General features: G+C 62.4%; 28 protein-coding genes and 1 pseudogene. 9 read left to right on the forward strand and 20 right to left on the reverse strand.

The genetic code is table 11. From position 1 onward, the window contains the following. Positions 1-240: 240 nt before the first annotated feature. Positions 241-858 (forward strand): cytochrome b, encoded by a 618-nt coding sequence (locus RAD16_RS07380; protein WP_458157206.1) that lies wholly within the window; start codon positions 241-243, stop codon positions 856-858. A gap of 48 nt (positions 859-906) precedes the next feature. On the opposite strand, the gene RAD16_RS07385 is transcribed toward RAD16_RS07380, so the two are convergent. After that, a complete protein-coding gene (locus tag RAD16_RS07385) occupies positions 907-1,134 on the reverse strand; it encodes a hypothetical protein (protein ID WP_458157207.1) in 228 nt (75 codons plus the stop codon). Between the two features lie 106 nt (positions 1,135-1,240). On the opposite strand from RAD16_RS07385, the gene RAD16_RS07390 reads away from it, so the two are divergent. Then, positions 1,241-1,669, forward strand: a complete 429-nt coding sequence (locus RAD16_RS07390; protein ID WP_458157208.1) for a universal stress protein — start codon at positions 1,241-1,243, stop codon at positions 1,667-1,669. 165 nt (positions 1,670-1,834) lie between these two features. Here RAD16_RS07390 and RAD16_RS07395 read toward each other — a convergent pair whose 3' ends face one another. The 3 genes from RAD16_RS07395 to RAD16_RS07405 all read right to left on the reverse strand — a co-directional run bounded on the left by RAD16_RS07395 (position 1,835) and on the right by RAD16_RS07405 (position 4,266). Next, positions 1,835-2,851 (reverse strand): esterase, encoded by a 1,017-nt coding sequence (locus tag RAD16_RS07395; RefSeq protein WP_458157209.1) that lies wholly within the window; start codon positions 2,849-2,851, stop codon positions 1,835-1,837. A gap of 138 nt (positions 2,852-2,989) precedes the next feature. Continuing rightward, positions 2,990-3,580 (reverse strand): DUF308 domain-containing protein, encoded by a 591-nt coding sequence (locus tag RAD16_RS07400; protein WP_458157210.1) that lies wholly within the window; start codon positions 3,578-3,580, stop codon positions 2,990-2,992. A gap of 101 nt (positions 3,581-3,681) precedes the next feature. Continuing rightward, entirely contained in the window at positions 3,682-4,266 is a 585-nt protein-coding gene (locus RAD16_RS07405; protein WP_458157211.1) for a TetR/AcrR family transcriptional regulator, read from the reverse strand. Positions 4,267-4,344: 78 nt separating this feature from the next. Between RAD16_RS07405 and RAD16_RS07410 the strand changes: the two genes are divergently transcribed. Continuing rightward, positions 4,345-4,845, forward strand: a complete 501-nt coding sequence (locus RAD16_RS07410) for a peptide deformylase (RefSeq protein WP_458157212.1) — start codon at positions 4,345-4,347, stop codon at positions 4,843-4,845. Between the two features lie 10 nt (positions 4,846-4,855). Here the strand turns inward: RAD16_RS07410 and RAD16_RS07415 are convergent, their stop codons facing one another. Then, on the reverse strand, positions 4,856-5,539 hold the full coding sequence (locus RAD16_RS07415; RefSeq protein WP_458157214.1) for a TetR/AcrR family transcriptional regulator: 684 nt from the start codon (positions 5,537-5,539) through the stop codon (positions 4,856-4,858). A gap of 76 nt (positions 5,540-5,615) precedes the next feature. Here RAD16_RS07415 and RAD16_RS07420 point away from each other — a divergent pair, with 76 nt between their 5' ends. Together RAD16_RS07420 and RAD16_RS07425 are read left to right on the forward strand one after the other, a co-directional pair. Then, on the forward strand, positions 5,616-6,749 hold the full coding sequence (locus RAD16_RS07420; protein ID WP_458157215.1) for an FAD-dependent oxidoreductase: 1,134 nt from the start codon (positions 5,616-5,618) through the stop codon (positions 6,747-6,749). A 221-nt stretch (positions 6,750-6,970) separates the two neighbouring features. Continuing rightward, positions 6,971-7,480 carry a GFA family protein gene (locus RAD16_RS07425; RefSeq protein WP_458157216.1) on the forward strand — a complete coding sequence of 170 codons (510 nt, stop codon included), beginning with the start codon at positions 6,971-6,973 and terminating at the stop codon, positions 7,478-7,480. Positions 7,481-7,580: 100 nt separating this feature from the next. On the opposite strand, the gene RAD16_RS07430 is transcribed toward RAD16_RS07425, so the two are convergent. The 11 genes from RAD16_RS07430 to RAD16_RS07480 all read right to left on the reverse strand — a co-directional run bounded on the left by RAD16_RS07430 (position 7,581) and on the right by RAD16_RS07480 (position 16,435). Beyond that, the gene (locus tag RAD16_RS07430; RefSeq protein WP_458157217.1) at positions 7,581-7,943 is read right to left on the reverse strand and encodes an ArsR/SmtB family transcription factor; all 363 of its coding nucleotides are present in this window, start codon (positions 7,941-7,943) and stop codon (positions 7,581-7,583) included. Then, positions 7,943-8,605 (reverse strand): SRPBCC family protein, encoded by a 663-nt coding sequence (locus tag RAD16_RS07435; RefSeq protein ID WP_458157218.1) that lies wholly within the window; start codon positions 8,603-8,605, stop codon positions 7,943-7,945. The genes RAD16_RS07430 and RAD16_RS07435 overlap by 1 nt, the downstream gene beginning before the upstream one ends. A gap of 142 nt (positions 8,606-8,747) precedes the next feature. Further along, on the reverse strand, positions 8,748-9,629 hold the full coding sequence (locus tag RAD16_RS07440) for an AraC family transcriptional regulator (protein ID WP_458157219.1): 882 nt from the start codon (positions 9,627-9,629) through the stop codon (positions 8,748-8,750). A gap of 81 nt (positions 9,630-9,710) precedes the next feature. Continuing rightward, complete coding sequence (locus RAD16_RS07445; RefSeq protein WP_458157220.1) at positions 9,711-10,970, reverse strand: serine hydrolase domain-containing protein; 1,260 nt, start codon at positions 10,968-10,970, stop codon at positions 9,711-9,713. A gap of 90 nt (positions 10,971-11,060) precedes the next feature. Further along, the gene (locus RAD16_RS07450) at positions 11,061-11,498 is read right to left on the reverse strand and encodes a PIN domain-containing protein (RefSeq protein ID WP_458157221.1); all 438 of its coding nucleotides are present in this window, start codon (positions 11,496-11,498) and stop codon (positions 11,061-11,063) included. Between the two features lie 3 nt (positions 11,499-11,501). Continuing rightward, entirely contained in the window at positions 11,502-11,744 is a 243-nt protein-coding gene (locus RAD16_RS07455) for a type II toxin-antitoxin system Phd/YefM family antitoxin (RefSeq protein ID WP_458157222.1), read from the reverse strand. 48 nt (positions 11,745-11,792) lie between these two features. Further along, entirely contained in the window at positions 11,793-12,446 is a 654-nt protein-coding gene (locus RAD16_RS07460; protein ID WP_458157223.1) for an HNH endonuclease, read from the reverse strand. Positions 12,447-12,594: 148 nt separating this feature from the next. Then, the gene (locus RAD16_RS07465) at positions 12,595-13,647 is read right to left on the reverse strand and encodes a hypothetical protein (protein ID WP_458157224.1); all 1,053 of its coding nucleotides are present in this window, start codon (positions 13,645-13,647) and stop codon (positions 12,595-12,597) included. Between the two features lie 61 nt (positions 13,648-13,708). After that, complete coding sequence (locus RAD16_RS07470; protein ID WP_458157225.1) at positions 13,709-14,848, reverse strand: hypothetical protein; 1,140 nt, start codon at positions 14,846-14,848, stop codon at positions 13,709-13,711. A 103-nt stretch (positions 14,849-14,951) separates the two neighbouring features. Next, the gene (locus RAD16_RS07475) at positions 14,952-15,248 is read right to left on the reverse strand and encodes a hypothetical protein (protein WP_458157226.1); all 297 of its coding nucleotides are present in this window, start codon (positions 15,246-15,248) and stop codon (positions 14,952-14,954) included. Between the two features lie 224 nt (positions 15,249-15,472). Beyond that, positions 15,473-16,435 (reverse strand): cupin domain-containing protein, encoded by a 963-nt coding sequence (locus tag RAD16_RS07480; RefSeq protein WP_458157411.1) that lies wholly within the window; start codon positions 16,433-16,435, stop codon positions 15,473-15,475. Between the two features lie 215 nt (positions 16,436-16,650). Here RAD16_RS07480 and RAD16_RS07485 point away from each other — a divergent pair, with 215 nt between their 5' ends. Further along, positions 16,651-17,421, forward strand: coding sequence for an alpha/beta hydrolase (locus tag RAD16_RS07485; RefSeq protein ID WP_458157227.1), 771 nt, complete (start codon positions 16,651-16,653; stop codon positions 17,419-17,421). A gap of 415 nt (positions 17,422-17,836) precedes the next feature. On the opposite strand, the gene RAD16_RS07490 is transcribed toward RAD16_RS07485, so the two are convergent. Further along, entirely contained in the window at positions 17,837-19,582 is a 1,746-nt protein-coding gene (locus tag RAD16_RS07490) for a GYF domain-containing protein (protein ID WP_458157228.1), read from the reverse strand. Between the two features lie 556 nt (positions 19,583-20,138). Continuing rightward, a complete protein-coding gene (locus RAD16_RS07495; protein WP_458157229.1) occupies positions 20,139-21,035 on the reverse strand; it encodes a LysR family transcriptional regulator in 897 nt (298 codons plus the stop codon). A gap of 291 nt (positions 21,036-21,326) precedes the next feature. Between RAD16_RS07495 and RAD16_RS07500 the strand changes: the two genes are divergently transcribed. Both RAD16_RS07500 and RAD16_RS07505 read left to right on the forward strand, forming a co-directional pair. Continuing rightward, entirely contained in the window at positions 21,327-22,061 is a 735-nt protein-coding gene (locus RAD16_RS07500) for an SDR family NAD(P)-dependent oxidoreductase (protein WP_458157230.1), read from the forward strand. Further along, positions 22,018-22,671: an NADPH-dependent F420 reductase gene (locus RAD16_RS07505; RefSeq protein WP_458157231.1), complete on the forward strand. Its 654-nt coding sequence runs from the start codon at positions 22,018-22,020 to the stop codon at positions 22,669-22,671. Before RAD16_RS07500 ends, RAD16_RS07505 begins: the two co-directional genes overlap by 44 nt. A 159-nt stretch (positions 22,672-22,830) precedes the next feature. Here RAD16_RS07505 and RAD16_RS07510 read toward each other — a convergent pair whose 3' ends face one another. Continuing rightward, positions 22,831-23,484 carry a glutathione S-transferase gene (locus RAD16_RS07510; RefSeq protein ID WP_458157412.1) on the reverse strand — a complete coding sequence of 218 codons (654 nt, stop codon included), beginning with the start codon at positions 23,482-23,484 and terminating at the stop codon, positions 22,831-22,833. 114 nt (positions 23,485-23,598) lie between these two features. Here RAD16_RS07510 and RAD16_RS07515 point away from each other — a divergent pair, with 114 nt between their 5' ends. Next, on the forward strand, positions 23,599-24,162 hold the full coding sequence (locus tag RAD16_RS07515; RefSeq protein ID WP_458157232.1) for a TetR/AcrR family transcriptional regulator: 564 nt from the start codon (positions 23,599-23,601) through the stop codon (positions 24,160-24,162). Between the two features lie 37 nt (positions 24,163-24,199). Here the strand turns inward: RAD16_RS07515 and RAD16_RS07520 are convergent. Further along, positions 24,200-24,340: pseudogene (locus RAD16_RS07520) on the reverse strand (GMP synthase (glutamine-hydrolyzing)); the annotation flags it as partial. Between the last annotated feature and the right edge of the window lie 8 nt (positions 24,341-24,348).

Consider the following 24,348-nt stretch of genomic DNA (forward strand, 5'->3'; position numbering starts at 1 on the left):
CAGGAAGACGTCAGGGCTGACCGCCTCGCGAGGGCATTTGCCGCGGCTGCTGACGCCTTTAGCGTAGTCTGCTCGGTGCGATCACGGTCTCAACACCAATTGTCTACCGACGGAATTACGCCGTTGCCGTTGTGGTGATTGCCATCAGGACGCGGAATAAAGGCAATGGGACTCCGGTCGTCTTTGCTCGTCAGCCCGAACCCCTCAGTCTGACTAGAAGACGCATTGGAGTCGTCCAAAATGGAAAGCGCGCCAGATCCGATCAATCATGTTGCATCGAGCGTTTCGGGTTCGATGGATCGTTTCGACCGAACGAGCATCGTGTTGCACTGGTTAACGGTGTTTCTGATCGTCGTCCAATTCACCACCATTTGGGTGCGCGAGTTGATGAGTCATCACGATAATCTCGCAGGGTTACTGTTGTCCGTGCATCGATCTTCGGGGCTCTTAATTTGGCTCGGAGTGGTTGTGCGGCTGATCTGGCGTCGATATTTTGCCTATCTCCCGCCTTTCCCTTCCAATATGCCGAATTTCCAGCGGGTCGCCGCAAAGGCCAATGAATACGGCCTCTACATCCTGCTTTTAACGATGCCTCTCACGGGGATAGCCCGAACTATCCTCTCAGGTCAGCCCTTTGACTTGCTCTTCTGGCAGGTCCCGACACTTGTCGAACCTGATCCCGCTCTGCGCGGCGTTTTTGCACAGGCACACGACATCGGCGCGACAGCACGCATGGTGCTGATCGGCCTGCATGCAGGTGCTGCGCTGTTTCATCGCCTCGTTTTAGGTGACGATGTCATGCAGCGCATGTTGCCGATGGGAACTGGGCCGCGCTTGAAGTCCGACCCGGCGGAATAAAATCGAATTTCGGCGGGTCTTTTGAGCTGGGTGAATCAAAATCATCCATCAAGGAGTCGCCTTCACCTTGTCGGGTGCGTTCAACGCCGCCGTGAAGCCGAAATTGCCGCCGACCTCATAGCTCTGCCCGATCCGGAACAGCTCCCACGCCTCCTTCTTCGGCCGGAAGAACGGCTCGCTCTTGAAGATTTCAGGATAGCGCGCCCAGGAGGCACGGCCGCGCTCGACCGCATCGGAGACGTAGACGTCATAGCCGGCATTGAGCCGGTTCCGCACCACGCCAGGCCGATACGTTGATTTAACTCAAGACTTCATACGAAACACGGGCCGAGCATGCTTTCGGAAGTTAGCCACATGTCCAGATAATCGCGGGAGGTGAAGTATGTACCGGCATATTCTCATTCCGACGGATGGGTCGGAGATAGCGGAGCATGGGGTGGCGCATGGGTTGGCGCTCGCGAAAACCCTTGGAGCCAAAGTATCTGCAATCTTCGTTGTGGAAGCGCTCCCAGGGGGAACAGGGCGGTTCCTTGAAGCAGTCGCAACTTATGTTGAGTTGCGCAAGGAAGAGGCCAAGAGCGTGCTGGATCGCGTGGCAAATGCGGCCAAGGCGGCTGGTATTTCCTGCGATACGATTCAAGCGGACAGCGGGCAACCCCATCAAGCTATCATTGCAGCAGCCGAGGACAAAGGCTGCGATCTCATCGTCATGTCATCGCATGGCCGCAGCGGACTTTCCATGCTGCTCATCGGCAGTGTGACAAACAAGGTGCTGACACACGCGAAAACCCCCGTACTGGTTTGTCAGTGAGTGTCAGACCGCTCGATGCGGTCACGTGCCCATCAAGACGTTGGTGTTCGGCGGTCATTGAACGACGGGACGCCGGGTAGGTTGACTTTGAGTCGTTTTCGACGGATTCGGCAGAGTGTCAGCAGGTTGTAGCTGCGCCTCAATGAGGCCGCATAAGTCCACGCCCTAGTTCGCCAACCCCTGCTTGCCGATCCAGTCGTTGATGAGCGTTGCGACATCGTCGGAGTTGCGGTCCATCATCAGCATGTGGGTGTTGCCCTTGATTCCCATCTTGGGCAGCTCGAACGTATCAACCTTGCCGCCCGCGGCTGCGATCGCCTGCCCCCATTTGGTCGGATTGACCACGAGCTTCGACCACACCGGGACCTTGTCGAGGAAATCGCCCCACACGATCAGATGCGGCACGCCCTTGAGCTTTGCGGCATCGGCCTTGGCGGGATCCGGCGCGCCTGACGGCTCGACGGTGATCAACGCCCTCACCTTGTCGGGCGCATTCAGCGCCGCCGTGAAGCCGAAATTGCCGCCCTGGCTGTGGACGATGATGATGCAGGGACACACCTTCTGCACCAGCGCATCATAGGCTTTTTGCGTGGCGGCGTCGTTGGTCGCCCAGCGCGGAATGCCCTGCTTGGCGAACTGGTCGAATGCCTCGACCGGAAACTGCTCGCCCTCGAACGCCTCGCGCTTGCCGCCGACCTCGTAGCTCGGCCCGATCCGGAACAGCTCCCACGCCTCCTTCTTCGGCCGGAAGAACGGCTCGCTCTTGAAGATTTCGGGATAGCGCGCCCAGGAGGCGCGGCCGCGCTCGACCGCATCGGAGACGTAGACGTCATAGCCGGCATTGAGGAAGAACTGCTGCCAGCCCGGCTTGCCGTCGGGCTTTGTCTCCCATGTCACGCCCGACAGGCCGCCGCCGTGCCAGAGCAGCAGCGGCAGTTTCGACTTCGGCTGCGCGAGCTTGACGAACTGGACGTACATCTGCTCGACCTCGAACTCGCCGTTCGGATCGACCTTGATCGGCGGCGCGCCGGGCGAGAACACGATCTCCTTCGAAGGCAGCCCGCTCAGGGTTTCGGTGTGGCCGCCGACATGGAAGCTGCCGACCTCCTTGACGAGGTAGTCGGCCGCAGCGGGCGTTGCCGCGGTGATGGTTGCCGCCAGTGCCAGTGCGATTGCGCGCATGAGTTTCCTCCGTCTTCGACTCTTGTTGTTGGCGGCAACGTTAGGCTACGCGACGATGGAGGGCAATTGCCGGACCGGCGATTTGGCTCATCAGCCAAAACGCCGGTCCGATATCATTATCCCGCGAGCGTCATCGCCTCATCCGAGTTGAGCCCTCTTGGCGCGCTGACGCCATTCGCCGACGGCGAGCCAGATCGCCGAGACCAGGAAATAGATCGCGCCGACCGCGGCATAGCCCGTGACGGTCGCGATCGACGGCGACATCGGGGTCGTCGCTTGAAAGATGAAGAAGCCGCCCGCCAGGGCCGACTGGCCACCGCTGAGCACCATCGCCCATTGCGCGCCGTAGCTTTTCCAGCGCCGCACCGCCGTCCCGAGCTGGAGCAGTCCTGATAGAATCGCCCAGGCGCCGAAGACGCCCAGCACCCAATTCATGCTCACCTGGAGCGCGAGAAGGACAGCGATCGCGGTCGCAAGGCTGACCACGACGTTCAATACCTGCGTGCGGTTTTGATCGAGCCCGCCGCTGCGCAAGCCATCCACGAGATTGGCCGCCGCGTCCCATGCCGGATAGAGCACGAGCAGGACGCCGGCGATCGCGACAGACGACCGCCCGGCGGCAATCGCGGCAACGACCCAGGCGATCGAGAACGCCGCCCGCAGGAAGTAGTATTGCTTCAGCCATCGCTCGCGATCGGCCTGAACGAGATCCAGTTGATGATGCACCATTGCAGTCTCTCCTTTACCTACTAGTTGGTAGTCTTCGTGCGCAGCAAGACGCCCTCACCCCAGCTCGCTGCGAGGGTGCTGTGATCGTCTCGCCGATATTTTCAGTGCTTGGTCGACAACCGCTCCAGCAGCGGGCCGGTGATCACACCGAACATTTTTGGATCGCCATAAGCGCGTGCCGACAGCATCGCGCCGTGAATGGTCGCCATGAATCCTTCAGCCTCGACCTTGGCTGAGTTGGAGAGGTGAAGCCGCCCCTTCCGCTTGCCGCGCTCCATCACCGAGGTCAGCCAGGACGCGAGCGCACGGAAGTGGGCGCGGACTTCGAGCGCCACCTCCTCCGGCAGGATCGGCAGCTCGCTGGCCAGCAGCGCACAGACGCAGAACGGTGCCGTTGCATCCGCGATGCACGCCTCCCAATAGCCGACATAGCTTTTGAGCTGGTCGCGCGGATCGGGGATGTTGCGTTCCAGCGCAGCCAGTCCCGCCTCCGCTTCCTCGCGATAGCGCGACACGAGGGTGCGGACCAGATCGACCTTGCTGGCGAAATGGTGGTGGATGCTCGGCTTGCGGATGCCGACGACGTCGGCGATGTCGGCATAGCTGAAGCCGTTGTAGCCGCCCGCGATGATCAGGCTGCGGGCGCAGGCCAGGATGTCGTCGGCGGTCGAGGAGGCGTTGGTCATGGCGGGTTAGCTACCTTCTAGTTGGTAGACCGTCAAGAATGGGGTGCTTCAACCATCCGTGAGTGGTAGGAGCCCTGCATGACCATCCGCCCGATCGTCCGCTATCCCGACCGCCGGCTCGCCATGCCGGCCCGCCCCGTCACCGCCTTCGACGACGGCTTGCGCGAGCTCGCCGCGGATTTGCTCGACACCATGCGCGCCGCGCCCGGCATTGGCATCACGGCGCCGCATATCGGCGTGCCCTTGCGCGTCGTCGTGCTCGAGCTCGACGCCAAGGCGGGTCCGCAGACCTACGTCAATCCGGAGATCGAATGGGCCTCGCCCGAGATGATCCTGCACAAGGAAGGCAGCGTCTCGATGCCTGGGGTCAACGACGAGGTGCAACGCCATGCACGGGTGCGGATCAGTTATCAGGACCTCGACGGCAACATGCAGACCGAGGAGTCCGACGGCTTGCGCGCCGTCTGCCACCAGCACGAGATCGACCAGCTCGACGGGATGTTCTGGATCCAGCGGCTGTCGCGGCTGAAGCGCGAGCGGCTGGTGAAGAAGTTCGAGAAGATGTCGCGGGGGTCGTAGGGCGGATGACCTACCGCACCGTTCCGATCCCCGCCAAAATCAAATCGATGCCGGCGAGAAACTGCGCGCGATCGTCGTGGTCGCGCAGCTCTGTCGCCATCTGTCGCACGAATGGATATTTTGCGGGATCAAGGGCCGCCCATCGCGCTGCGACGGAGGCGAGAAAGGCCGACCGATCCGTATCCGGGGCATGAACGCGGGCGTTCGCGGCGTTCTGGCCGGCGACGCCGAGAATGTAATGCACGAGCGCTGATGCGGAATCGAACTGCGCCGCGTGCGGCACGCCGAGCGCCTGGAGCCGGCCACCGACGCTCTCGATGATCTCCAGCATCGCGGGCCGCCATGGCTCGCGGAAGAGCTGCGCGCCAACCCAGGGATGGACATCGATCGCATCGAACACTCCGAGAGCCACCGCGCGGATCGCCTCGCGCGGCTCGGCGCTACCTTCCAGCTCGGACATGACGCGCGCGATGACGTCGTCGGTTGCAGCCGCCAGCAGCTCGCCCTTGTCGGCGACGTGCCAATAGATCGCACCGCTGCCGGTCGCGAGATGCGCGGCGAGCGCGCGGACGGTCAGGGCACCCTCGCCGCCGGCGTCGAGGATCTCGATCGCGGCAGTGATGATCCGCTCTCTCGATAACGCATCGGTGCGCCGTTCGGCTCTAGGATTCCGAGTTCTGGTCCTGGCTGGCATGGCCCATCTTGACATGATTGGAACGACGTTCCAATACTATGGAACGATGTTCCATAGGCTTCGGTAAAGGACCCCGATGACGCCCCCGGTCACGATTGTCGGCGCCGGCCTCGGCGGCCTCACCCTCGCCCGCGTGCTTCATCTGCACGGCATTCCCGCAGAAGTCTTCGAGGCCGAGCCCTCGGCGATGGCGCGGACGCAAGGCGGGATGCTCGACATCCACGACGACAGCGGACAGCTCGCGCTGAAGACGGCAGGTCTGTTCGAGGAATTCCGCAGACTCATCCACGAAGGCGGCCAGGCCTCGCGCGTGCTGGATAAGCGCGGCAAGGTGCTGCTCGACGAGCCCGATGACGGCACGGGCGGACGGCCGGAGGTGCGTCGCGGCGCGCTGCGGCGCATCCTGCTGGACTCCCTTCCGGCGGGGACGATCAAATGGAGCAAGAAGCTTGTGCGCGTCGTTGCGCACAGCGATGGACGGCATGAGCTGACATTCGCCGACGGCTCCCACACGAGCACAAACCTTCTCGTGGGCGCTGACGGCGCGTGGTCGAAGGTGCGGCCGCTGCTGTCGGACGCGACGCCGAGCTACGCCGGCACATCGTTCGTCGAGACTTATCTACACGACGCGGACGCGCAGCACGCTGCCGCAGCGGAGGTCGTCGGCGGCGGCGCGCTGTTCGCAAACGCACCGGGCAAAGGTATCTTCGCGCACCGCGAGCCGGACAGCACGCTTCACGCCTACATCGCGCTGAGCCGCCCGGCCGAATGGTTCGCCGCGATCGATTTCACCGATGCCCCCGCCGCAACCGCATGCATCGCGGCCGAATTCGACGGCTGGGCGCCGGCCCTCACCGCGCTGATCACCGACGCCGATACGCCGCCGGTGCTGCGCATGCTCCACAAGTTGCCGAACGACCATCGCTGGGACCGCGTGCGCGGGGTGACGCTGCTGGGCGACGCCGCGCATCTGATGCCGCCGGCCGGCGACGGCGCCAACCTCGCGATGCTCGACGGCGCCGAGCTCGGCGAGGCCATTGCCGCGCACCCCGACGACATCGAGGCGGCGCTGGCGGCTTACGAAGCCGCGCTGTTCCCGCGCAGCCAAGCAGCCGCGGTGGGTGCGCATGAGATCCTGGAGCTCTGCCTCGGCGATCGCGCGCCGTTCGGACTGGTGGAGTTTTTTACCGGGATGCGCGAGAGGATGTGAACGCGTAGGATGGGTAGAGCGCAGCGAAACCCATCGGCCTCGTGGTGGAGAAGCAATGATGGGTTTCGCTGCGCTCTACCTATCCTACATAGCTGAAGCGCGAGCGGCTGGTGAAGAAATTTGAGAAGATGTCGCGGGAGTGATGTCGGATTGCGCCGCACTCATCCGTCCTGGGGGCTGAAGCGGTCTGAGACATTCCGCGAACCTTAGGATACCAGTTCATGATCCACGTCCCCACCATGACCGCAACATGCGCCTGCGGTGAAGTCGAAGTCAGAGCGTTCGGCAAGCCGATCGTCAGCGCCGCCTGCCATTGCGACGACTGCCAGAGGGGCGCAGTGCAGATCGAGGCGCTGCCGAATGCGCCCGCGGTGCGCGACCCCCATGGCGGAACGGCCTATATGCTGTTTCGCAAGGACCGGTTCGAATGCGCCAGGGGCGCCGAACGCTTGACACCTCACAAGCTCAAGCAGACGTCGCCGACCAACCGGCTGGTCGCGACCTGTTGCAATTCGGCGATGTTCATGAATTTCGACAAGGGCCCGCATTGGGTCTCAGTCTACCGGACGCGATTTCACGACGACCTTCCGCCGCTGCAGGCGCGGATCTGCACGAAGTTCAAACCCGCTGACGTCGTGCTGCCGGACGACGTGCCGAGCTATCGAAGCTTTCCACCAGGCTTCATCGTCAGGCTTCTGGCCTCGCGCATCGCGATGGCGCTGGGAAGATGAGCACGCAGGATCGGTGAAGCGCAGCGAAACCCATCGGCTTCGTTGCGGAGAAACAATGATGGGTTTTCGCTGCGCTCTGCCCATCCTGCATATCGAGGGCTCACGCCCTCTTCCCGCTCCGCTTGGTGATCGGCGCGTTGCGGCGCTCGCGTTTGCCGCGGGCGATTTCCGTCGCCAGCGCGTCGAGCTTGGGCTCCCAGAACTTCCGGAACTGGCCGATCCATGCATCGACCGCGCGAAGGCCGGCCATATCGACCGAATAGAGCCGCCGCTGCGCGTCCGCGCGGACGCTGGCAAAGCCGCTCTCGCGCAGCACCTTGAGATGCTGCGACACCGCCGCCTGCGTAATCCCGAACTCGGCGCCGATCACCTCGACGACCTCGCCGGACGCCATCTCGCCCGGCGCCAGCAGCTCGAGGATGCGGCGGCGTACGGGATCGGCGAGGACCTCGAAGGCGTGCATCAGCTTCCTGTGCCGGGATGCGCAACGTCGGGTGGCATCTCGCCGCGATAGAAGGCGATGGTGCGGTCCGAGCGCTGTTTCGCCGAGGCAGGATCGACCCCGCTCGCGACATGCGCCGCACGCCAATATTCGCCTGATGTCGTCATGAAGTCCTTGCCCGCAGGAGACGCCATCCACGCCTCGGCCGTCTCGTGGTCGACTGATGCCCCGGTCGCAAGATAGCGCTCGAGCCCGGCAATGGCGAGATCCCAGCCGATCCCCACGGCGCCCGGGCCGAACTGATTCCAGTGATCCTCGATGATCGCGGTGTGCTCTAGCGTCAGACGCGCCTGACTCCGTTCGGCTGCCAGCCTGACGTCGATCCAGCTCGTCCCGCCGCCGAATTCCCACGTCGCTGCAAAATGGGTCGGCGGCGTGCACGCCGTGATGGTGCCGCCCGCATTGCCCTTGAGCTGGTAGCGTCCGCCGAGCTGGAGCTCGCCCTCGACCGGCAGGAACCAGCGCGGAATGCGCTCCTTGCTGGTCACGGCCTCCCAGAGATCGTCGACGCTGGTGTCGTAAAGCCGCGTCAGCGTCACGGCGCTAGCCGCCTTCCCGTCCTTGTCAAAGTTCTTCACCGAACGCGTCACGAGCCCCAACACTCTGGCGACGTCGATCTCCATGGCGGTCCTCCGTGTCATCTGCACAAGAAGAATATCGGCTTATACTAATATAAGTCAATACTGATATACGTGGTCCATAGGGCGGATTAGTCCGGCGGCTGCGCGAAGCGCAGGCCGCTCGGCGTCATCCGCCTTACGCGCGCTATTTCAACGGCAGGAACAGCTCCGCCACCGTCTCGTGCTCCGCCACATCCGGGAAGAAGCTTAGCCGCTGGCAATAGATCGGGAAGTCGCGCGCTTCCTCGCCGCTGGCCGGAAGCCAGTCGCGATAGAGAAAGAGCGCGGCGGGCTCCAGATTATCGGTGTAGCCGACGACGCGCAGCACGGCGCAGCGCCCGCCGGGGATCTCGCCGGCCTTGATCTCTTCGCCGTTCGGCACGATCGGCTGATTTGTGCCGACGCAGAGGTCGACGCTGTAATCGGCAGGCTGGGCCGGCCGCCGTTCGGAACGCCAGACGTTGAAGGTCGGACTCGTGCTGGGGTGCAGGTTCGCGGCCCTGCGCCAGGCGATGAAGCGCTGGATGGTGGCGCCGAGCGTCGCGGGGTCGCCGCGATGCTCCAGAATCGCAACTCTCGTTGTGGGCACGTCGCGGATCGTCACGTCGTCGTGGGAATAGGTCGTCTGCATGAGCTTGCTCCTTGCGATATCGAGAGGCCCGAAGGCCGCAAGCCACGGCTCCCAGTCCGGCGATTTCCGGAACGACGATGGCGATTGCCCGAACCGTTGCCGAAAGGCGCGGGCGAAGGCATCCGGTGCGTCGTAGCCGGCTTCCATCGCGATGTCAGTGACGCTTTGCGCCTCCACATAGGCCAGCCGGTACGAAGCGCGCTTCATGCGGGCGAGCTGGACATAGCGATGTACGGACAGCCCGAAGGCCGCCGAAAACTGCCGGTGGAAATGGAATTTCGAGAACGCCGCGACACCGCTCAGCGTGTCCAGGTCCAGATCGTCGTCGAGGTGCCGGTCGATATGGTCCAGCACCCGCCGCATCCGGGCCTGATAGTTTTGCAGTGCCGCCGTCATCGTTCCTCCTCCGTGGCGGCTGTAGTTAGGCGACGAGGGCAATCACGCGCTCGACCGATCTTGCGGTTTGGGGGATCGCGCCTATCCGCTCGCCATCAGCTCCTTCGCCAGCGCCATGTAGGCCGGCAGCGTCACGGGATCGTTCGCCGCATTCCCCGCGACGGGATGCGATGCGTAGCGTGCGATCACCATCTCGGCCTTGGGATCGATATAGATGCCCTGGCCGTACACGCCGCGCGCCATGTAAGCGCCGTGCGCATTGTGCGTGACCCACCATTGATTGCGGTAGGAGGCGCCCGGCAGCGTGGTGTAGCCGGCCGGCTTGAATTTTTCCGGGTCGCCGCCGCGCGCGATGTCCTCGACCACGGATGACGGCACGATCTGGCGGCCGTTGAAGCGGCCGTGATTGCGGATCATCTCGCCGAAGCGGGCGAGATCGCGCAACGTCGTGGAGAGACCTCCGCCGCCGCTCTCGGTGCCGACGCGGTCGACGTGATAATGCGCGTCCTCCTCGGCCCCCATCGGCGCCCAGATCCGCTCGGAGAGAAGATCGGACAAGGTCATGCCGCTGGCGCGCCTGATGATGAAGGCCAGCACGTCGGAATTGACGGTCTTGTACGCAAAGGCCTTGCCGTGCTCGCCCTGTTTCTTCTGCGCGACGAGGAAATCAAAAATGTTGGTCGCGCCCTCGTAGTCCGGCGGGATCGGCGCCATGCCGTTGGCGCGTCGCAATCCCCACACGTCCGAATTCCTGTCGGTGTAGACTTCGGTGTAGAGCAGGCCCGTGGTCATATCCATGGCCTCGTGCACGCGCGCATCGCCGAACGCGCTGCTCTTCAGCTCCGGCACGTAGTTGATAACAGGGGCCTGCGGATCGATCTTGCCCTCCGCGACCAAAATGCCGGCCAGCGTGCCGGTAAACGATTTCGTCACCGACATCGCGATGTGCGGCTTGTGCGGCTTCAACGCGCCGAAATAGCGCTCATAGATCAGTCTGCCCCGGTGCAGCACCGCGATGCCGTCCGTATAGGTCTCTTCCAGCATTTTCGCGAAGGTCATGGGACGGCCGTCCATCGTGGTCGAGGCGACCGCGCCGATGTCGTGGTCCGCGCGCGGCAGCACCGACGCCGGCCCCGCCCCGCGCCAGACATTCACGGTCGGCACCAGCTGGCGGATGTTGCTCCAGGCCCAGCGGAGCTCTGGGAAGCTGCGGAAGGAGCCGTCCTGGAAGGTGATGGTGCGCCCGGGTGCCGGCGGAAAGCCGCGCATCCAGCCGAGGGCTTCGGGATCGGTCTCGGTGGAGGTGGCAGGTGGATTGGCGGCGGTGGGCTGGACAGACATCAATACTGGCTCCGGACGAACGATGCAGACGTCGTAGCATGGGAGTGCCTGGCGCACATCCGACGCAGGCGCTGGGCACCTGCGCAACAATCAGGACGGGGGCAACGCGGTGAAGGGATCGAGCACAGGTACACCGAGGGGCCCGAAATGCCTGACGTTGCGCGACAGGATCGTCAGCGCATGCTGCCGCGCGGTCGCAGCAATGATGATATCAGCAAATCCGGGCGCATGGCCCCGCCCCCGCGCCCGGTCCGATAGCTCCCCCGCAAGCCGTGCGGCCGCTGTGTCGAATGTCAGGATTCGGTCGCCATAGAGATGCAAGACGGCGTCCAGCCATTGGGCCAAATCCCTGCTCCTGCGCATGGCTTTCTCGCGTCGCAGCTTGGCTATTCCGTCCTCCACCTCTGCAATCGTGACGACGGACAGGAACAAGGAGGAGGACTGCGCATCCATCCACGCGACGAGCGCCGCGGACGCCGGCCGGCTCGGCGAGAGCGCGGATATCACATTGGTATCGACGAGGTACACGTCTCAGAAATCGGTCTTGCGCAGCTTGGACCGATTGCGCGCCGGCAATTCTGCAGCTTTCACCGGAGCTGCCGCCAGCAAGCGCCCGAAGCTCGGAACCTGCGACAGGCGCCGCCACTCCTCGTAACTCAGCACGACCGCCTGCTTCTTGCCGTGACGCGTGATCACGGCAGGCTTGCCGTCGATCGCCTCATCGACCACCGCGGAGAGATTGGCCTTCGCATCACGAAGCTGAATTTCGCGCATGGAGCACCTATATGACTACAATAGTCATAAACGCAAACCACCAGAACTTCAAGACGGCTTGACCGTACTCGCCGCGGGGTGCCTTCCGGCCTGACCTCTGCTCCGCTCCCTGAGTGGACGATCCCTGCCGAAACGAAGATAATAGACAGCAAGGCCCAATGACGTCGCAGGCGTCAGACGCGACGAAATCGGCGCATAGTTCGACTGGGGCCAATGCAGGCCGCGCCGACCTTCCGACCAGGCTTTGTAATCTTCGGACTCCATTACCTGCTCCAAATCAGGCGCCATCGCGTCCTCGACTCCGAATGCCTTCATCGCGTCCAGTATTTTGGCATCTTCACGTCTGGACCAGCTCTGCGCCCGCGCCCACTCGTAGAATATTTCGGGAATGTTCGTGTTCGGCATGAGATCGTGACATTCGCGGCAGAGCAAGAACAGGTTCGAGACGTCGTCGCCGCCTCCGAGTGACCGCCCTACGATGTGACAACGCTGGAGCGGAATACGGTCCCAGCATCGGAGAATCTCGTCCCAACTCGCGTCGGAACGTTTGACGTTGTATTTGAACGCGTAATGAAATCTGCAGGCCCAACAACAGGGTTCATCCCAATAGATCGGGCGCACCAATCCTTCAATGCGATCCTTCCAGAATTCGAATATCTGGGCTCTTGACGGAAGTTGGTCGTCGTATCTCGTTCTTGCCATAGCAATCCTCCACTACGCCCTGAAGGTCCCGATCGATAGGCCCGCGATCGTATTGACGGTGAAGGCGCCGGCCGCACCTACGACGACTTCGTCGCAGGTGCGGCCGCTATTCAAATGCCAACAGACTTCACCTGGTTTGGCGACCGCCCTACCCCTTTCGTCCCGTGCGCTTCTTCGCCTTTGCCGCGCGCTTGCGTCCCGGCGCTGCGGCTCGCGCAGGTCCACGTGTCGTACGGCCGCCGGTGTCGGCGGTCAGTTCGGGATACAGCCTTGCGAGCTTGGCGCGGTCGGGCAGCAGGTCGGCAAAGCCGTCGATCACGCGTGGCGCGGGTACACCATCGCCCGCGGCCATCGCTGCGGGTGATGCGGTCTGGCTCAGCGCCTGCAGGCGCCGGCAGGCTTCGTCGAGGTGATAGGCCTCGCCGCCGAGCGCCACCCATTTTCCGACGTCGGGATGCAGCACGAGGTTGGCCGAATGGTTGTCGGCAGAGCTGGTCGGATAGTCGACGAAAACGTCGATGCCCGACTGCACGCCGACCATCACGCCCTGCGCCGACCAGGACACCGCGACGTCGACGCGGTAGCGGCCGGGCTTCTCGAAGGCAAAGCCCGCCGTGCTCCAGAACACTTTTGCGGAGGCCGTGACGCTTTGGCCGGGCTCGAGCTCGGCAAGCTTGGCGTGCTCGCACAGGATCACGAAGGGCCGCACCGGACGCTCGTGCCCCTCGCCATCGGTGACGGTGATCGAGGCAAACAGGGCCTCGATGCTGACGTCGTTCGGCGCGCGCAGCGACACGCCGCTGTTGTTCGTCATCGTCCAGGTCAGATCCAGCGGCTGGCCGAGCGCGACGCGGTCGGTTGCCGCGGTCACCGTCAGCGCGAGCTCGGAAGGCTCGAAGTCGTGGCGGTCGGCGGCCTGCGGCGCGCCGGTCGGGAACCAGCTTGCGAACGGCCATCCGCCCGGACGAATGACGGGATCGGGCATGTGGTTAAGGTGATGACGCACATTGGTGTTGTGCGCGAGCTTGATCTGGTCCGGGAACACGCCGGGCTCGCCGGTGGCGGGACCGCCGAGCACGTCCGCGACGCTCGGCGTCGTGGTCATGATCGAATTGTCGGCCGCCGTCTCCTGCTCCTGGTGGATCTGGTTCAGCGTGTGCGTCAGCTCGTGGGTCGCGCTGCGCAGGAACGCACGCGGCACGTCGCGCTGCTTCTTGTTGGCGGCGAGCCCGAAGTTAGAGGAATCCGAGACGGGATAGCCGTCATCGGAGAAGCTGGCGCAGCCCTCGCGGGGTGTCGTACATGATGCCGCGCGAGCAGCCGAGCTTTGCGGGCACCACGATCATGTGCACGTGCCATTCGGTGTCGAGGTTGGTCGCGGGATTGCGCACGGTCGTCATCAGCGCGTGCAGATTCGCCGAACTCCAGCAATTGGTCGGCACCACGCCTGTCGGCACCGGGACGTTGACCTGGTCCTGCACCACCGTGAGCTGCCAGCCGGTCCTGGCAAAGACCGTGTCGAAAAACTCCGTGCCGCCGGCGCCGTCGGGCACCGGTGCGGGCCGCACAGCCCCGACCAGCGTGTCGATCTCCAGCGTTGCCCTGCGGAAGAACTTTGACACCCAGGCGAGCGTGACGCTGCCCTTGTCGACGCCGCCGTCGAACAGCCGCCCCTCGTAGAACGGCCCGCCGGTCAGCGAGAACGGGAACGGCGCCGGCACTTTTGAAAGCCGCAGCGTCACCGTGCGCGAGGGCGTTGCCGGGAACGTGCCCTGGAACTGGCCGGCCGGCGGCTGCGTGTAGTTGAACTGTTCGGCGACGATCGTCAGCTCGCACTTCTTCGGAAACGGTACCGCGACCGGCGCCGACACGCTGGTCACCCGGAGATAGGAGTGATAGCGCGCGCGGGGGAAGATCGGGATCTTGGGCCTGCGGATCGGAAACGGAATCAAGGGCTCATCGACCGCGCTGAGCGACGCGGCGATGCTCGTCAGGCCTGCCTCCGCGTCGCCTTCATCTTCATCCTTGTTGCCGACGGGCGGCAGCGGCGGGATCGGCGGCTTGATCACCGGTAGGCGCGAATAGAGATCGCCGCTGACGATCAGATGGTCCGCGCCGCCGTCGGGCGCCGAGCGATCGACGCGCAACGTGCCTTCGAACGACACGAGGCCGGCGATCGGCCTGAAGTTGATCTGGTAGCAGCCCTCGCGGAAATCGAGCTTGCACAGCCTGAACGGCGGAATGGGCTGCAGATCGGTCGAGGCCGGATGATCGCCGGACTCCTCATCGGTAAAGCTGATCTGGCGCGAGATTGGCGCGAGCGGCTGCATGGCCGGCGCGACCGAGGCCGCCGTCATCTTCGAAAGGCTACCACTGGCTTCATGCTCTGAGCAATTGCACATGTCGTCTTCTCCTCGTTGAAAGGTCGAGGCGATCGACGTGAGCGGCGGGCTCATTCGCGGGTACAGCCGCGTTATTCTGGTCGGCCAGGGTGTCCTTGCAATCCTACGCGCGCCGATAGGTCACAAGACAGCCCTCTGAATCCGTAAACTCAAACCGGTCGGCCTCGCGTGAGATGTGATAGGTCACAAGTTCATCGTTCGCCGTCCCGACGACGAGTGTGCTTGAGTCTTCGAGACGGTAGATTCCCGCGTCCCACCACACCATGCCCTGCCCTGCTCCGCGCAGGCCGCGGTAGGTGCCGGTCGAGAATGTGATGGTGGCAGGATATTTGTCCGCACACGCGGCCGCCGTGGTTTTGGTCCACGTCCCAACCATGCTCTGTCCGTGTTTGTCAGCCATAGTGTCTCCATAGCTTTCATCGGCCGGCGTGAGGCCGGTCGATGGCCATTTCAACATGTCATTCTGACGTGTGCAGCTCATTTGAAGCTGATGTCGCGGCAATTCACCGCGCACAATCACAACACGTATTTTGTCGCATGATTGATGTGGGCGTGCGTGTGAAGGATTTCACAGCGAGGGTGCGACAAATTGGGCGGCGGGCGTGGGCACCTACTTACGCACGTTCAATCGGAGACTTTCACTTCCGCCCCCTGCGGTTGACCTTGGCCTCCATCAAGGCGTTGAGCGGCGCGGTAGCGGCCGGGCGACAGGCCATGATGTCGATGAAAGAGTTTTGAAAACGCCGCCGCGGTCTCGTAACCGACCAGGATCGCAATCCGTGCGATCGGCTCGTCGCTGGTTTCGAGCAGGAACGCCGCTTCCGCCATGCGGCGTTCGATCACATAGCGATGCATGGACTGGCCGACGAGCTTGGTGAACCGCGCCGAAAATACCGAGCGGCCAAGCCCCACGCGGTGGCCGAGGTCGCTGAGGGTCCAGGGCCGCTCCGGGTTCTCGTGGATCAACTTGAGCGCCGGTCCGATATGCGGGTCCGAGATGGCCCCGAGCCAGCCGCCTTGTCCGGGACTGAGGGACGCGATCCAGCTTCGGAGCACCTCGACAAAGAGCACTTCCGTCAGTCGTGAAAGCGCAACACGCTGGCCCGGACGTTCGAGCGCGGATTCGCTGACCATGCGACGCAGGATCGCTTCGAGCCAGCCACCGTCCGCATTCGGCTTCAGCAGCAGCACGGGCGGAAGCAGCTCCAGCACGTTGCCAAACAGCGGCCGTGAGACCGTGAAATTGCCGCAGATCATGGTCGACAGCGGCTTTACGCGGCTGCCGTGACGAACGACGCCAAAGCGTGACGACGATCGATCGAGGTCCACGATCTGCAACGGCTTGGCGCGGCGATCGGAATAAAACACATGGGGCTCGCCGCGCGTGATGACGACAAAATCCCCCTCGGTCATCTCAAATTCTTGTCCCTGCTTCAGCGCGAGGGTCGCCGAGCCCCGGCTGAGATAGTGAAACAGGGCATAGGGCCGCGCCGGCAGCGCCAGATTCCAGGGATGACCGAGCTCGAAATGAAACAGCAGCGTCCCGCCGAGACGAACGCGATCGAGCACCTGGGCGAGGATGTCCATGCCGCCGAAGTTAGCCGGGTGGACGATCGGACACAACATCCGGACGATTGATCCCTACCGTCCGAAAAGTGGGCGAACTACGTCATGTCGCGCCGGGCCGACATCACGTGCGGCAACCATTCGCCAACGGCGGATGGAAGAACCGCGACCTGGCTGGAAACGCCCGTCCATTCCTCCGGACCTCATTCCGTCCAACATACCAACAGGAACATTCGATGCTAAATATCCTCCTCTCGGCCGCCACCGTGCTCCTGGCCGGAACGACATTGGCCGGCTCCGCTTCTTCCGCCGAACTGCCCAAGGAAGCAGCCCACAACATCGTGCTCGTCCACGGTGCTTTCGTGGACCAGACGAGCTGGCAGCCCGTTGCCGATATTCTCTCGAAGAAAGGCTACAACGTCACGCTCGTGGAAAATCCGCTCACGTCGCTCGCCGCCGATGTCGATGCAACCAAGCAGGCCCTCTCGACGCAGGACGGTAAAACCGTTCTCGTCGGCCATTCATGGGGCGGTGTGGTGATCACGCAAGCGGGCAACGATCCCAAGGTCTCGGCGCTGGTCTATGTCTCCGCCTTCGCGCCCGAGGTCGGGGACTCCCTGGCGTCGCTGGCCAAGGCCGGCCCGCCGACCGAAGGCGGCAATGCGATCCATCCCGACGCGAAGGGCAATCTGTATATCGATCCCAAGGTGTTTCCGTCGGCCGTCGCGGCCGACCTTCCTCCTGAAATCGCCGAGCACCTCGCCAACTCGCAGCTTCCGCTGAACCACGTTGCGTTCGAAGCGCCCGTCAGCATTGCGGCCTGGCGCGACAAGCCGACGTTCTACGTCCTCACCACGAAGGACAAGGTCATCGCGCCCGAGGCCCAGAAGTTCTTCGCAACCAGGATGAAGGCTCAGACGACGGAAGTCGCCGGCAGCCATGCCTCGCTCGTCGTGCATGCGAAGGACGTCGCCGAGGTGATCGAAAAGGCGGCACTCGCGAAGTGAAGGATCTGCTCCCGGCGCTTGGCGTCGGGAGCAGCTTACTATGGCTCAGAGGACGAAGGCGGGTGAAAGACTCCGGCGCCTGGCACGCGCCGGCCGCAACCGCCGGCGATCCTACGTGCCGTTCGCAAACTGCGAATACACGTGCAGCTTTCCGCGCGTACCGCGGCAAGTGGCGGTCGAACGCTATTTTAAGAATGCGGCCTATGTCGATCGTGCAACAGCACACAAGACAATTGGAACACGCTGTTGGTGGAAGACAGACGTTCGCGCTCGCCGCCAACCAACGGACGTTGTTCGGGGCTCAGCGTTCGAAGAAGCAGCGGAGGAAGAGCTGCTCCGGAGAGATGGTGCGGTGCAAGTACGAGCGGAAGACCTTTATCGAGCAGAGAATTTCGGGGGCAATTCACCCTGCACGTTATGACTGAGAAAAGAATTCGCGAAGAATGGCCGCCGCCTCTGTAGGAGGCAAATTCGTTACCTCTTGGTACATCACAATGACCAAGTCACAGTACCGAGCATAATCCGAGGAGCTAACAGCGCTCGTCAAAAGCTGGAGGTCTTTGGCTGAGTACCCCCTTGAGTTAAGCCGCGCGACAATTTTGCCCCAAGTCTGATCGTTGCTGGGCGACGCGTATTGATTTTGGCTCGAAGAGAGAATCCGCGCGTCTAATTCCAACTCTCGCTCTGTGAGTGCCGCAGGGATCGATCGAATTACACCTTGATCGCCTTGCCCCGATGCAAATCGGTAGCACGCGACCTTATCCTGACTCTGAAGCGCACGATATTGGTCAACAACAAGACGTCCGAAATCGATCAAGACAGTATCGTCAGCGCGAGGCAACAGCAGTTTTACAAGTCTGTTCAGTCTGGCTCGAGCCTCCGCGATAACTTGAGCGCGCGGCGTTCCTTTGATTGTCCCATCCGCAAAAATATCGAGTATCTCGTCATAGGATTTCGGATATTTCTGCTTCATTACCCTATAGACCGGTGCGGCTTGCTGTAGACCTTTATCCCATTCCTCGCGTGTTAGCCTGCCACCATCGCCGGCGATCGCATACTCGTCGCCATTTGTTATCCTCGTCACGACCCCGGCCGACACCAACTCCGCCTCCGGCGGTCGCCACATGTCGGCGTTTTTTGTCGCCAGCGCTCGATCAATGAACGCCGCGCTTATGCCAGACGCCGCGTATATCGACCTCTCTAGATTGCCGTCTATCTGATCTTCTCCTGCGAAGGCTCCTCTGTGAAACCCTAACCGGGCGCCCTGCTTCAGAATTCGCTCCCGACCGGCAACGAAGGCCAAGGTGCAAGCAGACAGACATTTTACATCCACATAAGTACTTAGGCCTCTGGCCTTGATTAGGGCGTTAAGCTTCTGACCTTCACCAATGCGGCCGCCGATGCTGTCCAGATGCAGGACGCGCACGCCTCTCGATGCATTTAGGACCTTCTCAAACTCATCAGAGAGCCCGAACTTTATGCCGCCGGATATCTCAGCTTCGGATCCGTTGCTCATGACTCTTATGGAGTACGAGGGGATGTCTGGATCATCCAAAAACGCGATGCGAGTTGCCTCAGCGATCTGCGGTATAGCAGTCCTTATAAGAACGCCAATTGTCTGCAAAACTCCAAGGCAAACCATGACCTTGGCTAACCCGGCCCAGGGAGCCCTCTTCCCCAGCGTAGCACGTTGATCGATCCGACGTTGCGCAGACCGCCAAATGCCAACTGATTGCCAGACCCAGAGTCCGACAATGAACGACCAGAGCGAAACATAGAAAAGCAGGATGCCGACGGGATTAATTGTCCCGCCAGTGAAGGCAGAAGCTAATGCAATGACGACAAATGCGAAGACGTTGCCAACAAAACCAATTACCCAATACGAAACGCCAAGCGGGTATTCACCGCGCCAGTGTTGAGCAACGAAGTTCTGTCGTTTCGAACTGCTCGATTGCTCAAAGGGCTCCTCGAAGGTCGAGGGGTCCAATGGACTCTTCCGCGCTACTCCAAACGCGTCATCGACCTTCTGCCAATCAGAAAATCCATTACGCCAAACCCGAACGAGACTTGGGTTCGGATGGTATTGAATGCGGTTATCCAGTTCGCGGCGGTCCATCGGGCCGCGCTGGTTTTCACCGTCCCATAAGTACCATTCAGTCATTTCCGGCCCCCCGGGAATGGAACGACACTATTGGTTTTAGTGACCTCATGCAACGTATGCGCGAGAGAGCCGCCTCTACGACTTATTGCGAAGCAGAATAGTCCAGACTGCCCGCTGTTGAGCCCCTAGGTACTCCGCACTACACGTGACGCCAAGTGTCAACGTATTCGCATCGACTTCGATCAATCGCACTTGTTTAGCCCGAATTGTCGTGTCAATTGCAGCGGCCACTTCGTTGCGAAATCTCTCGGATCTGCGGGTGAGTTACGGGCCCCCCTACTCCCACTCGATTGTTCGCATCGTGCCTAATGAGTTGATTTTTCGTTGCAAAAAATTCTCCGCCTTGAAAATTCCCGTCGCCCGAACCGTCAGATGTGCATGGCTTTTGAATTCAAACAGGAATTTGATCGCTTCAGAAAATCTCCGCTTTCAGCGACTATCAATATCGATCGGTCCACCCTTCACGGATCAACCAGCAACGCCGCACCGCCGACATAACCGAAGTCTACCGTCAGCAGCGCGACTACGGCAAGCGCCGCCGGCGACCGGCCGCGCGTCAGTCGCGCGATATGGACAGTCCCGAGAGAAGCGGCGCGTACGCGGCGAGCCTGCGGGATACGAACTCGGTGAAGAGCCGCACGCGCTTCGTCTTGCGTGTCTCTCCCTGTGTGAGAAGCCAGAGCGTTCCGTACATGTGCAGTTCGGTGCCCGGCACCCTCACCAGTAGGGGGTCGGCGTCTCCGACGAAGCACGGCAGTGTCGTCATCCCGAGCCCTTGCCGTGCTGCAACGATCTGCGCCTCGGCGTCCGTAGTCCCGAACGGAACCCCCGTGGTGCGAACCTCACCCTCGTGGGCCCAGTCGGGGATTCCATGAATGCTTATGACGATCCACCGGATGGGATCGGGTGCGCCCGCACGCCAGGCGGCCAGTCGATCGCGGGAGATGTAGACGCCGCCGAACAGCTCCGGTCCCTTCACGCCATGAAGATTGAGCGGCAGGGTTTTGCGGTCGTAGACGACGCGGATCGCGACGTCGGCCTCCCGGTTGGTCAGATTTGCCAGCTCGCCGGACGACAAGATGTCCATCTCGATGTCCGGATGCAGACGCGCGAAATCGGCGAAATCAGGCATGAGCAGGTGTGTCGCGAGGGGCGGCGCCAGCGTCACCCGCAGGAGCCCGCGCACGCTCTGATCGCGCCCGAAGATGCGCGTCTCCAGCAGGTGCGACGACGTCTCCATCTGGTCTGCGAACTCGAGGACCTCCTCGCCCGCGGCCGTCAGGCGGTAGCCCGACGGCAGCTTTTCGAACATGTGCACCCCGAGGCGTTCCTCGAGCTGGGCGATGCGTCGCAGCACGGTCGAGTGGTTCACACCGAGGCGCTCGGCGGCGGCCCGCACCGAGCCTCCGCGCGCGACGGCTAGAAAGTAGCGAACGTCATCCCAGTCAATCATGGTGCAATCCAGCACCGCCGGGGGTGCGCCTTTCCAAGTCCGTGTCCAACACAGCGAACCGCATCTCGTATGTGAGCAGCATGGGGGGCCATCATAGCCTAGCCGACACGCGCGGCCCAATTCCGAACGGCTGACATCGATCGTCGCGGCTGGCGTCAGTCGTCCAGCCGGATCGATTTCGCACCACCGATGTGCGTGCTTCCGCACTCAACGCCCGACGGCGGCAGGCCTATGTCGACGTTCTCGGGGGCCTCCCCGAACGACCAAAGGCGGAGCCTGAAAGGAGAAATCATGGGAAAGCTTGAAGGTAAGGTTGCAGTCATCACGGGTGGATCGAGCGGCATGGCGCTGGCGAGCGCCAAGCGGTTCGTTGATGAAGGCGCCTATGTCTTCATCACGGGCCGTCGGCAGGAGGCGCTCGACGAGGCCGCCAGGCTGATTGGCCGCAACGTGACCGGCGTGCGCGGCGACGCGGCCAATCTCGACGACCTCGACCGCCTGTTCGACACGGTCAAGCGGGACAAGGGCAAGATCGACGTCCTGTACGCGAGCGCCGGCATGGGCGAAGCCGTCCCATTGGGCGAGATTACCGAGCAGCATTTCGATGCGGCCTTCGGCCTGAATGCGCGCGGCACGCTGTTTACGGTTCAGAAGGCGCTGCCGCTGTTCAGCGATGGCGGATCGATCTTCATGACCGGGTCGGTTGCTTCGGTGAAAGGCTTTCCTGGCTACGGCGTGTATGCGGCGAGCAAGGCGGCGTTGCGCTCATTCGCACGCACGTGGCTCAACGAACTGAAGGGCAGGAATATACGGGTGAACGTGCTGAGCCCGGGGCCGATCGCCACGCCGATGCAGGACCAGGTTCTCACCGAGGAGGCGAAGCGGATGTTCGAATCCCTGATCCCGCGGGGAAAGATGGGGCGTCCTGAGGAAATTGCGGCGGTCGCGGTGTTTCTTGCTTCCGACGATTCCAGCTTCGTGAATGGGGTGGAGCTGTCTGTCGACGGCGGCTTCTCGGCCATCTGAAAATCGGAGACGTATTATGAGCTACGCGATTATAGGATTCGGCAAGGTTGGCCAGGCCCTCGCCCACGCCTTCGCCCGTAAGAACATCAAGGTGGCCGTCGCGAGCCGCCGGCCTCCCGAGGCGTTGGCGCCGCAGGCTCAAGCGATTGGACCCATGGTCGTCGCCAGGTCGCTGCGGGATGCACTCGAGGCCGACACAATCATCCTGGCGGTGCCGTTCGGGGAGCATCGCGAGGTTGCGAAGGCCCTGCCGAGCTGGAAAGGCAAGACGGTGATCGACGCGATGAACGCGTTTGGAGAAGAGCTGGACGGCCTCCCGTCCTCCGCCTTCGTCGCGAAGGCGTTCACCGGCGCCAAGCTCGTGAAAGGCTTCAATCACCTGGTTGCGGCCAAACTGGCTGCCGATCCGGTCGTCGAGGGCGGGCACCGGGTCGTCTTTCTATCTGGTGACGACGAGGACGCGATCGCTCCCGTGGCGGCTTTGGCCAAACAACTCGGGTTCGCACCCGTCAAGCTCGGAAAGCTCAACGAGGGCGGCGCGCTGGTGGGGGCACGTGGCCGCATTTGGGGCCAGCTCATCTTCCAGGATTTGTTCAGGAAGGAGCAGTAGTCGACCTGCGACCGTGTGGTTGGCCCGAGGAGCGAGTAGCCCGCATGAGCACAGCGATATGCGGGACACCACACGACGTGCTGATCGGAAGCACCCGGATGTCGCTGCGCTCCATCCGGGCTATGCTTGCCGGTCCGCCCTTGCGCAAGACGATCTCAATCAAGATGCCGTGGTCGGCTCGGACATTGTTATCCGGTTCTTGACGCTAGGACGTTCCTGCATCCTTGCATACCATGCCAAAAGAGCCTCGCACCCCATCGGCACCGGCACGCTCACGAGTCCCGCGAAGATCAAGCCGCCTATGAGGGTGATATCGGCCATCGTAAACGCCTCGCCGGCGACGAACGGCTGTTCTTTCAGAATGCCGTCAAAGTAGTGCATCCCCCTGAGTGCCTTGTCGCGCTGGCGGAATCCCCATTCGGGGTTCTGATAGATCTCGACATGAGGCCCAAGACCCGGCGTGGCATGGTGGAAATAGACACTGATGGCATCGAGTACTTCCAGTTCGGCGCGCTTGCTCATCATGTGAATAACGCCCTTTTCGCGCGGAGTCCGGCCGGTCAGCGTCGGCGCGCCATCGAGCGCATCAAGGTACTCGGTAATTGCCGTGCACTCGCCAATGAAGGTCCCGTCGTCGAGTTCGAGCACCGGCAGGGTGCCGGAGTAGTTCTTCGCGAGGAATTCGGGCTTCTTGTGCTCGCCCTTGTAGAGATCGACCAATACGAACTGCACGCGCGACCGCAGGTTCTTTTCGGCTAAGGCGATGCGAACGCGAGCCGGATATGGACCTCTTGGCCAATCGTAGATCTTCATCATGACACCTATTTTGTCTACCTGTCACTTGGTAGGCCCGATATGAAGGCTTCCAATTCGGTTGGTCAATCCCTACCTGTCACTTGGTAGATAACGAAGCAGCGAGGCGACGAAGTGAGTTCAAGCGCTCGGGAGGCCATCTTGGCGGCCGCAAAGCGGACCGCGCAGGCGCACGGCTATGGCGGCCTGAATTTCCGCGATCTCGCGGACGAAGTCGGGATCAAGGCCGCCAGCATCTACCACCATTTCCCAAGCAAGGCCGATCTCGGCGTGGCCGTCGCACGGCGCTACTGGGAGGACACCGCCGCCCAACTCGAGGCGATGCTGGCAGAAACCGCCGATCCCCTCCGCTGCCTGCGTCGATATCCCGATGTGTTTCGCAGAGCCCTCGAGAGCAACAATCGCATGTGCCTCTGCAGCTTCATGTCCGCGGAAGTCGAGGACCTGCCGGGCGCAGTAAAGAAGGAGGTCCAGATATTTGCCGACGTCAACGTGGCGTGGCTGAGCAAGCTGTTGGTGGCTGCGGGCCTGGTCAGTTCCAGAAAGAGCGAACAGCGGGCCCGCGCCATTTTCGCCGCCATCGCCGGCGCGCAGCTCATCGCCAGAAGCCGCTCCGATATTTCGCTCTACGACGCGACGATCGACAACTATCGCGCCGCGGGTCTTCTGCCAGCATAGATGGTCCCAACATCGGACCGCAGTGAGGCGGTGCCCCCTACTCCCACTCAATCGTGCCCGGCGGCTTACCGGTCACGTCGTACACCACCCGGTTCACGCCCTTCACCTCGTTGATGATGCGCTTGGCGGTCTCGCCCAGGAAGCGCATGTCGAAGGGATAGAAATCACCATCAATGCCAAGTCACG

It is taken from the genome of Bradyrhizobium sp. 18BD (assembly GCF_054185225.1).

What these genes read in the sequence shown, in the direction of transcription:
- RAD16_RS07380 (WP_458157206.1), top strand. Translation starts at nt 241, where the DNA reads ATGGAAAGCGCGCCAGATCCGATCAATCATGTTGCATCGAGCGTTTCG.
- RAD16_RS07390 (WP_458157208.1), top strand. Translation starts at nt 1,241, where the DNA reads ATGTACCGGCATATTCTCATTCCGACGGATGGGTCGGAGATAGCGGAG.
- RAD16_RS07395 (WP_458157209.1), bottom strand. Translation starts at nt 2,851, where the DNA reads ATGCGCGCAATCGCACTGGCACTGGCGGCAACCATCACCGCGGCAACG.
- RAD16_RS07400 (WP_458157210.1), bottom strand. Translation starts at nt 3,580, where the DNA reads ATGGTGCATCATCAACTGGATCTCGTTCAGGCCGATCGCGAGCGATGG.
- RAD16_RS07405 (WP_458157211.1), bottom strand. Translation starts at nt 4,266, where the DNA reads ATGACCAACGCCTCCTCGACCGCCGACGACATCCTGGCCTGCGCCCGC.
- RAD16_RS07410 (WP_458157212.1), top strand. Translation starts at nt 4,345, where the DNA reads ATGACCATCCGCCCGATCGTCCGCTATCCCGACCGCCGGCTCGCCATG.
- RAD16_RS07415 (WP_458157214.1), bottom strand. Translation starts at nt 5,539, where the DNA reads ATGCCAGCCAGGACCAGAACTCGGAATCCTAGAGCCGAACGGCGCACC.
- RAD16_RS07420 (WP_458157215.1), top strand. Translation starts at nt 5,616, where the DNA reads ATGACGCCCCCGGTCACGATTGTCGGCGCCGGCCTCGGCGGCCTCACC.
- RAD16_RS07425 (WP_458157216.1), top strand. Translation starts at nt 6,971, where the DNA reads ATGATCCACGTCCCCACCATGACCGCAACATGCGCCTGCGGTGAAGTC.
- RAD16_RS07430 (WP_458157217.1), bottom strand. Translation starts at nt 7,943, where the DNA reads ATGCACGCCTTCGAGGTCCTCGCCGATCCCGTACGCCGCCGCATCCTC.
- RAD16_RS07435 (WP_458157218.1), bottom strand. Translation starts at nt 8,605, where the DNA reads ATGGAGATCGACGTCGCCAGAGTGTTGGGGCTCGTGACGCGTTCGGTG.
- RAD16_RS07440 (WP_458157219.1), bottom strand. Translation starts at nt 9,629, where the DNA reads ATGACGGCGGCACTGCAAAACTATCAGGCCCGGATGCGGCGGGTGCTG.
- RAD16_RS07445 (WP_458157220.1), bottom strand. Translation starts at nt 10,970, where the DNA reads ATGTCTGTCCAGCCCACCGCCGCCAATCCACCTGCCACCTCCACCGAG.
- RAD16_RS07455 (WP_458157222.1), bottom strand. Translation starts at nt 11,744, where the DNA reads ATGCGCGAAATTCAGCTTCGTGATGCGAAGGCCAATCTCTCCGCGGTG.
- RAD16_RS07460 (WP_458157223.1), bottom strand. Translation starts at nt 12,446, where the DNA reads ATGGCAAGAACGAGATACGACGACCAACTTCCGTCAAGAGCCCAGATA.
- RAD16_RS07470 (WP_458157225.1), bottom strand. Translation starts at nt 14,848, where the DNA reads ATGTGCAATTGCTCAGAGCATGAAGCCAGTGGTAGCCTTTCGAAGATG.
- RAD16_RS07475 (WP_458157226.1), bottom strand. Translation starts at nt 15,248, where the DNA reads ATGGCTGACAAACACGGACAGAGCATGGTTGGGACGTGGACCAAAACC.
- RAD16_RS07480 (WP_458157411.1), bottom strand. Translation starts at nt 16,435, where the DNA reads ATGGACATCCTCGCCCAGGTGCTCGATCGCGTTCGTCTCGGCGGGACG.
- RAD16_RS07485 (WP_458157227.1), top strand. Translation starts at nt 16,651, where the DNA reads ATGCTAAATATCCTCCTCTCGGCCGCCACCGTGCTCCTGGCCGGAACG.
- RAD16_RS07490 (WP_458157228.1), bottom strand. Translation starts at nt 19,582, where the DNA reads ATGACTGAATGGTACTTATGGGACGGTGAAAACCAGCGCGGCCCGATG.
- RAD16_RS07495 (WP_458157229.1), bottom strand. Translation starts at nt 21,035, where the DNA reads ATGATTGACTGGGATGACGTTCGCTACTTTCTAGCCGTCGCGCGCGGA.
- RAD16_RS07500 (WP_458157230.1), top strand. Translation starts at nt 21,327, where the DNA reads ATGGGAAAGCTTGAAGGTAAGGTTGCAGTCATCACGGGTGGATCGAGC.
- RAD16_RS07505 (WP_458157231.1), top strand. Translation starts at nt 22,018, where the DNA reads ATGGGGTGGAGCTGTCTGTCGACGGCGGCTTCTCGGCCATCTGAAAAT.
- RAD16_RS07510 (WP_458157412.1), bottom strand. Translation starts at nt 23,484, where the DNA reads ATGAAGATCTACGATTGGCCAAGAGGTCCATATCCGGCTCGCGTTCGC.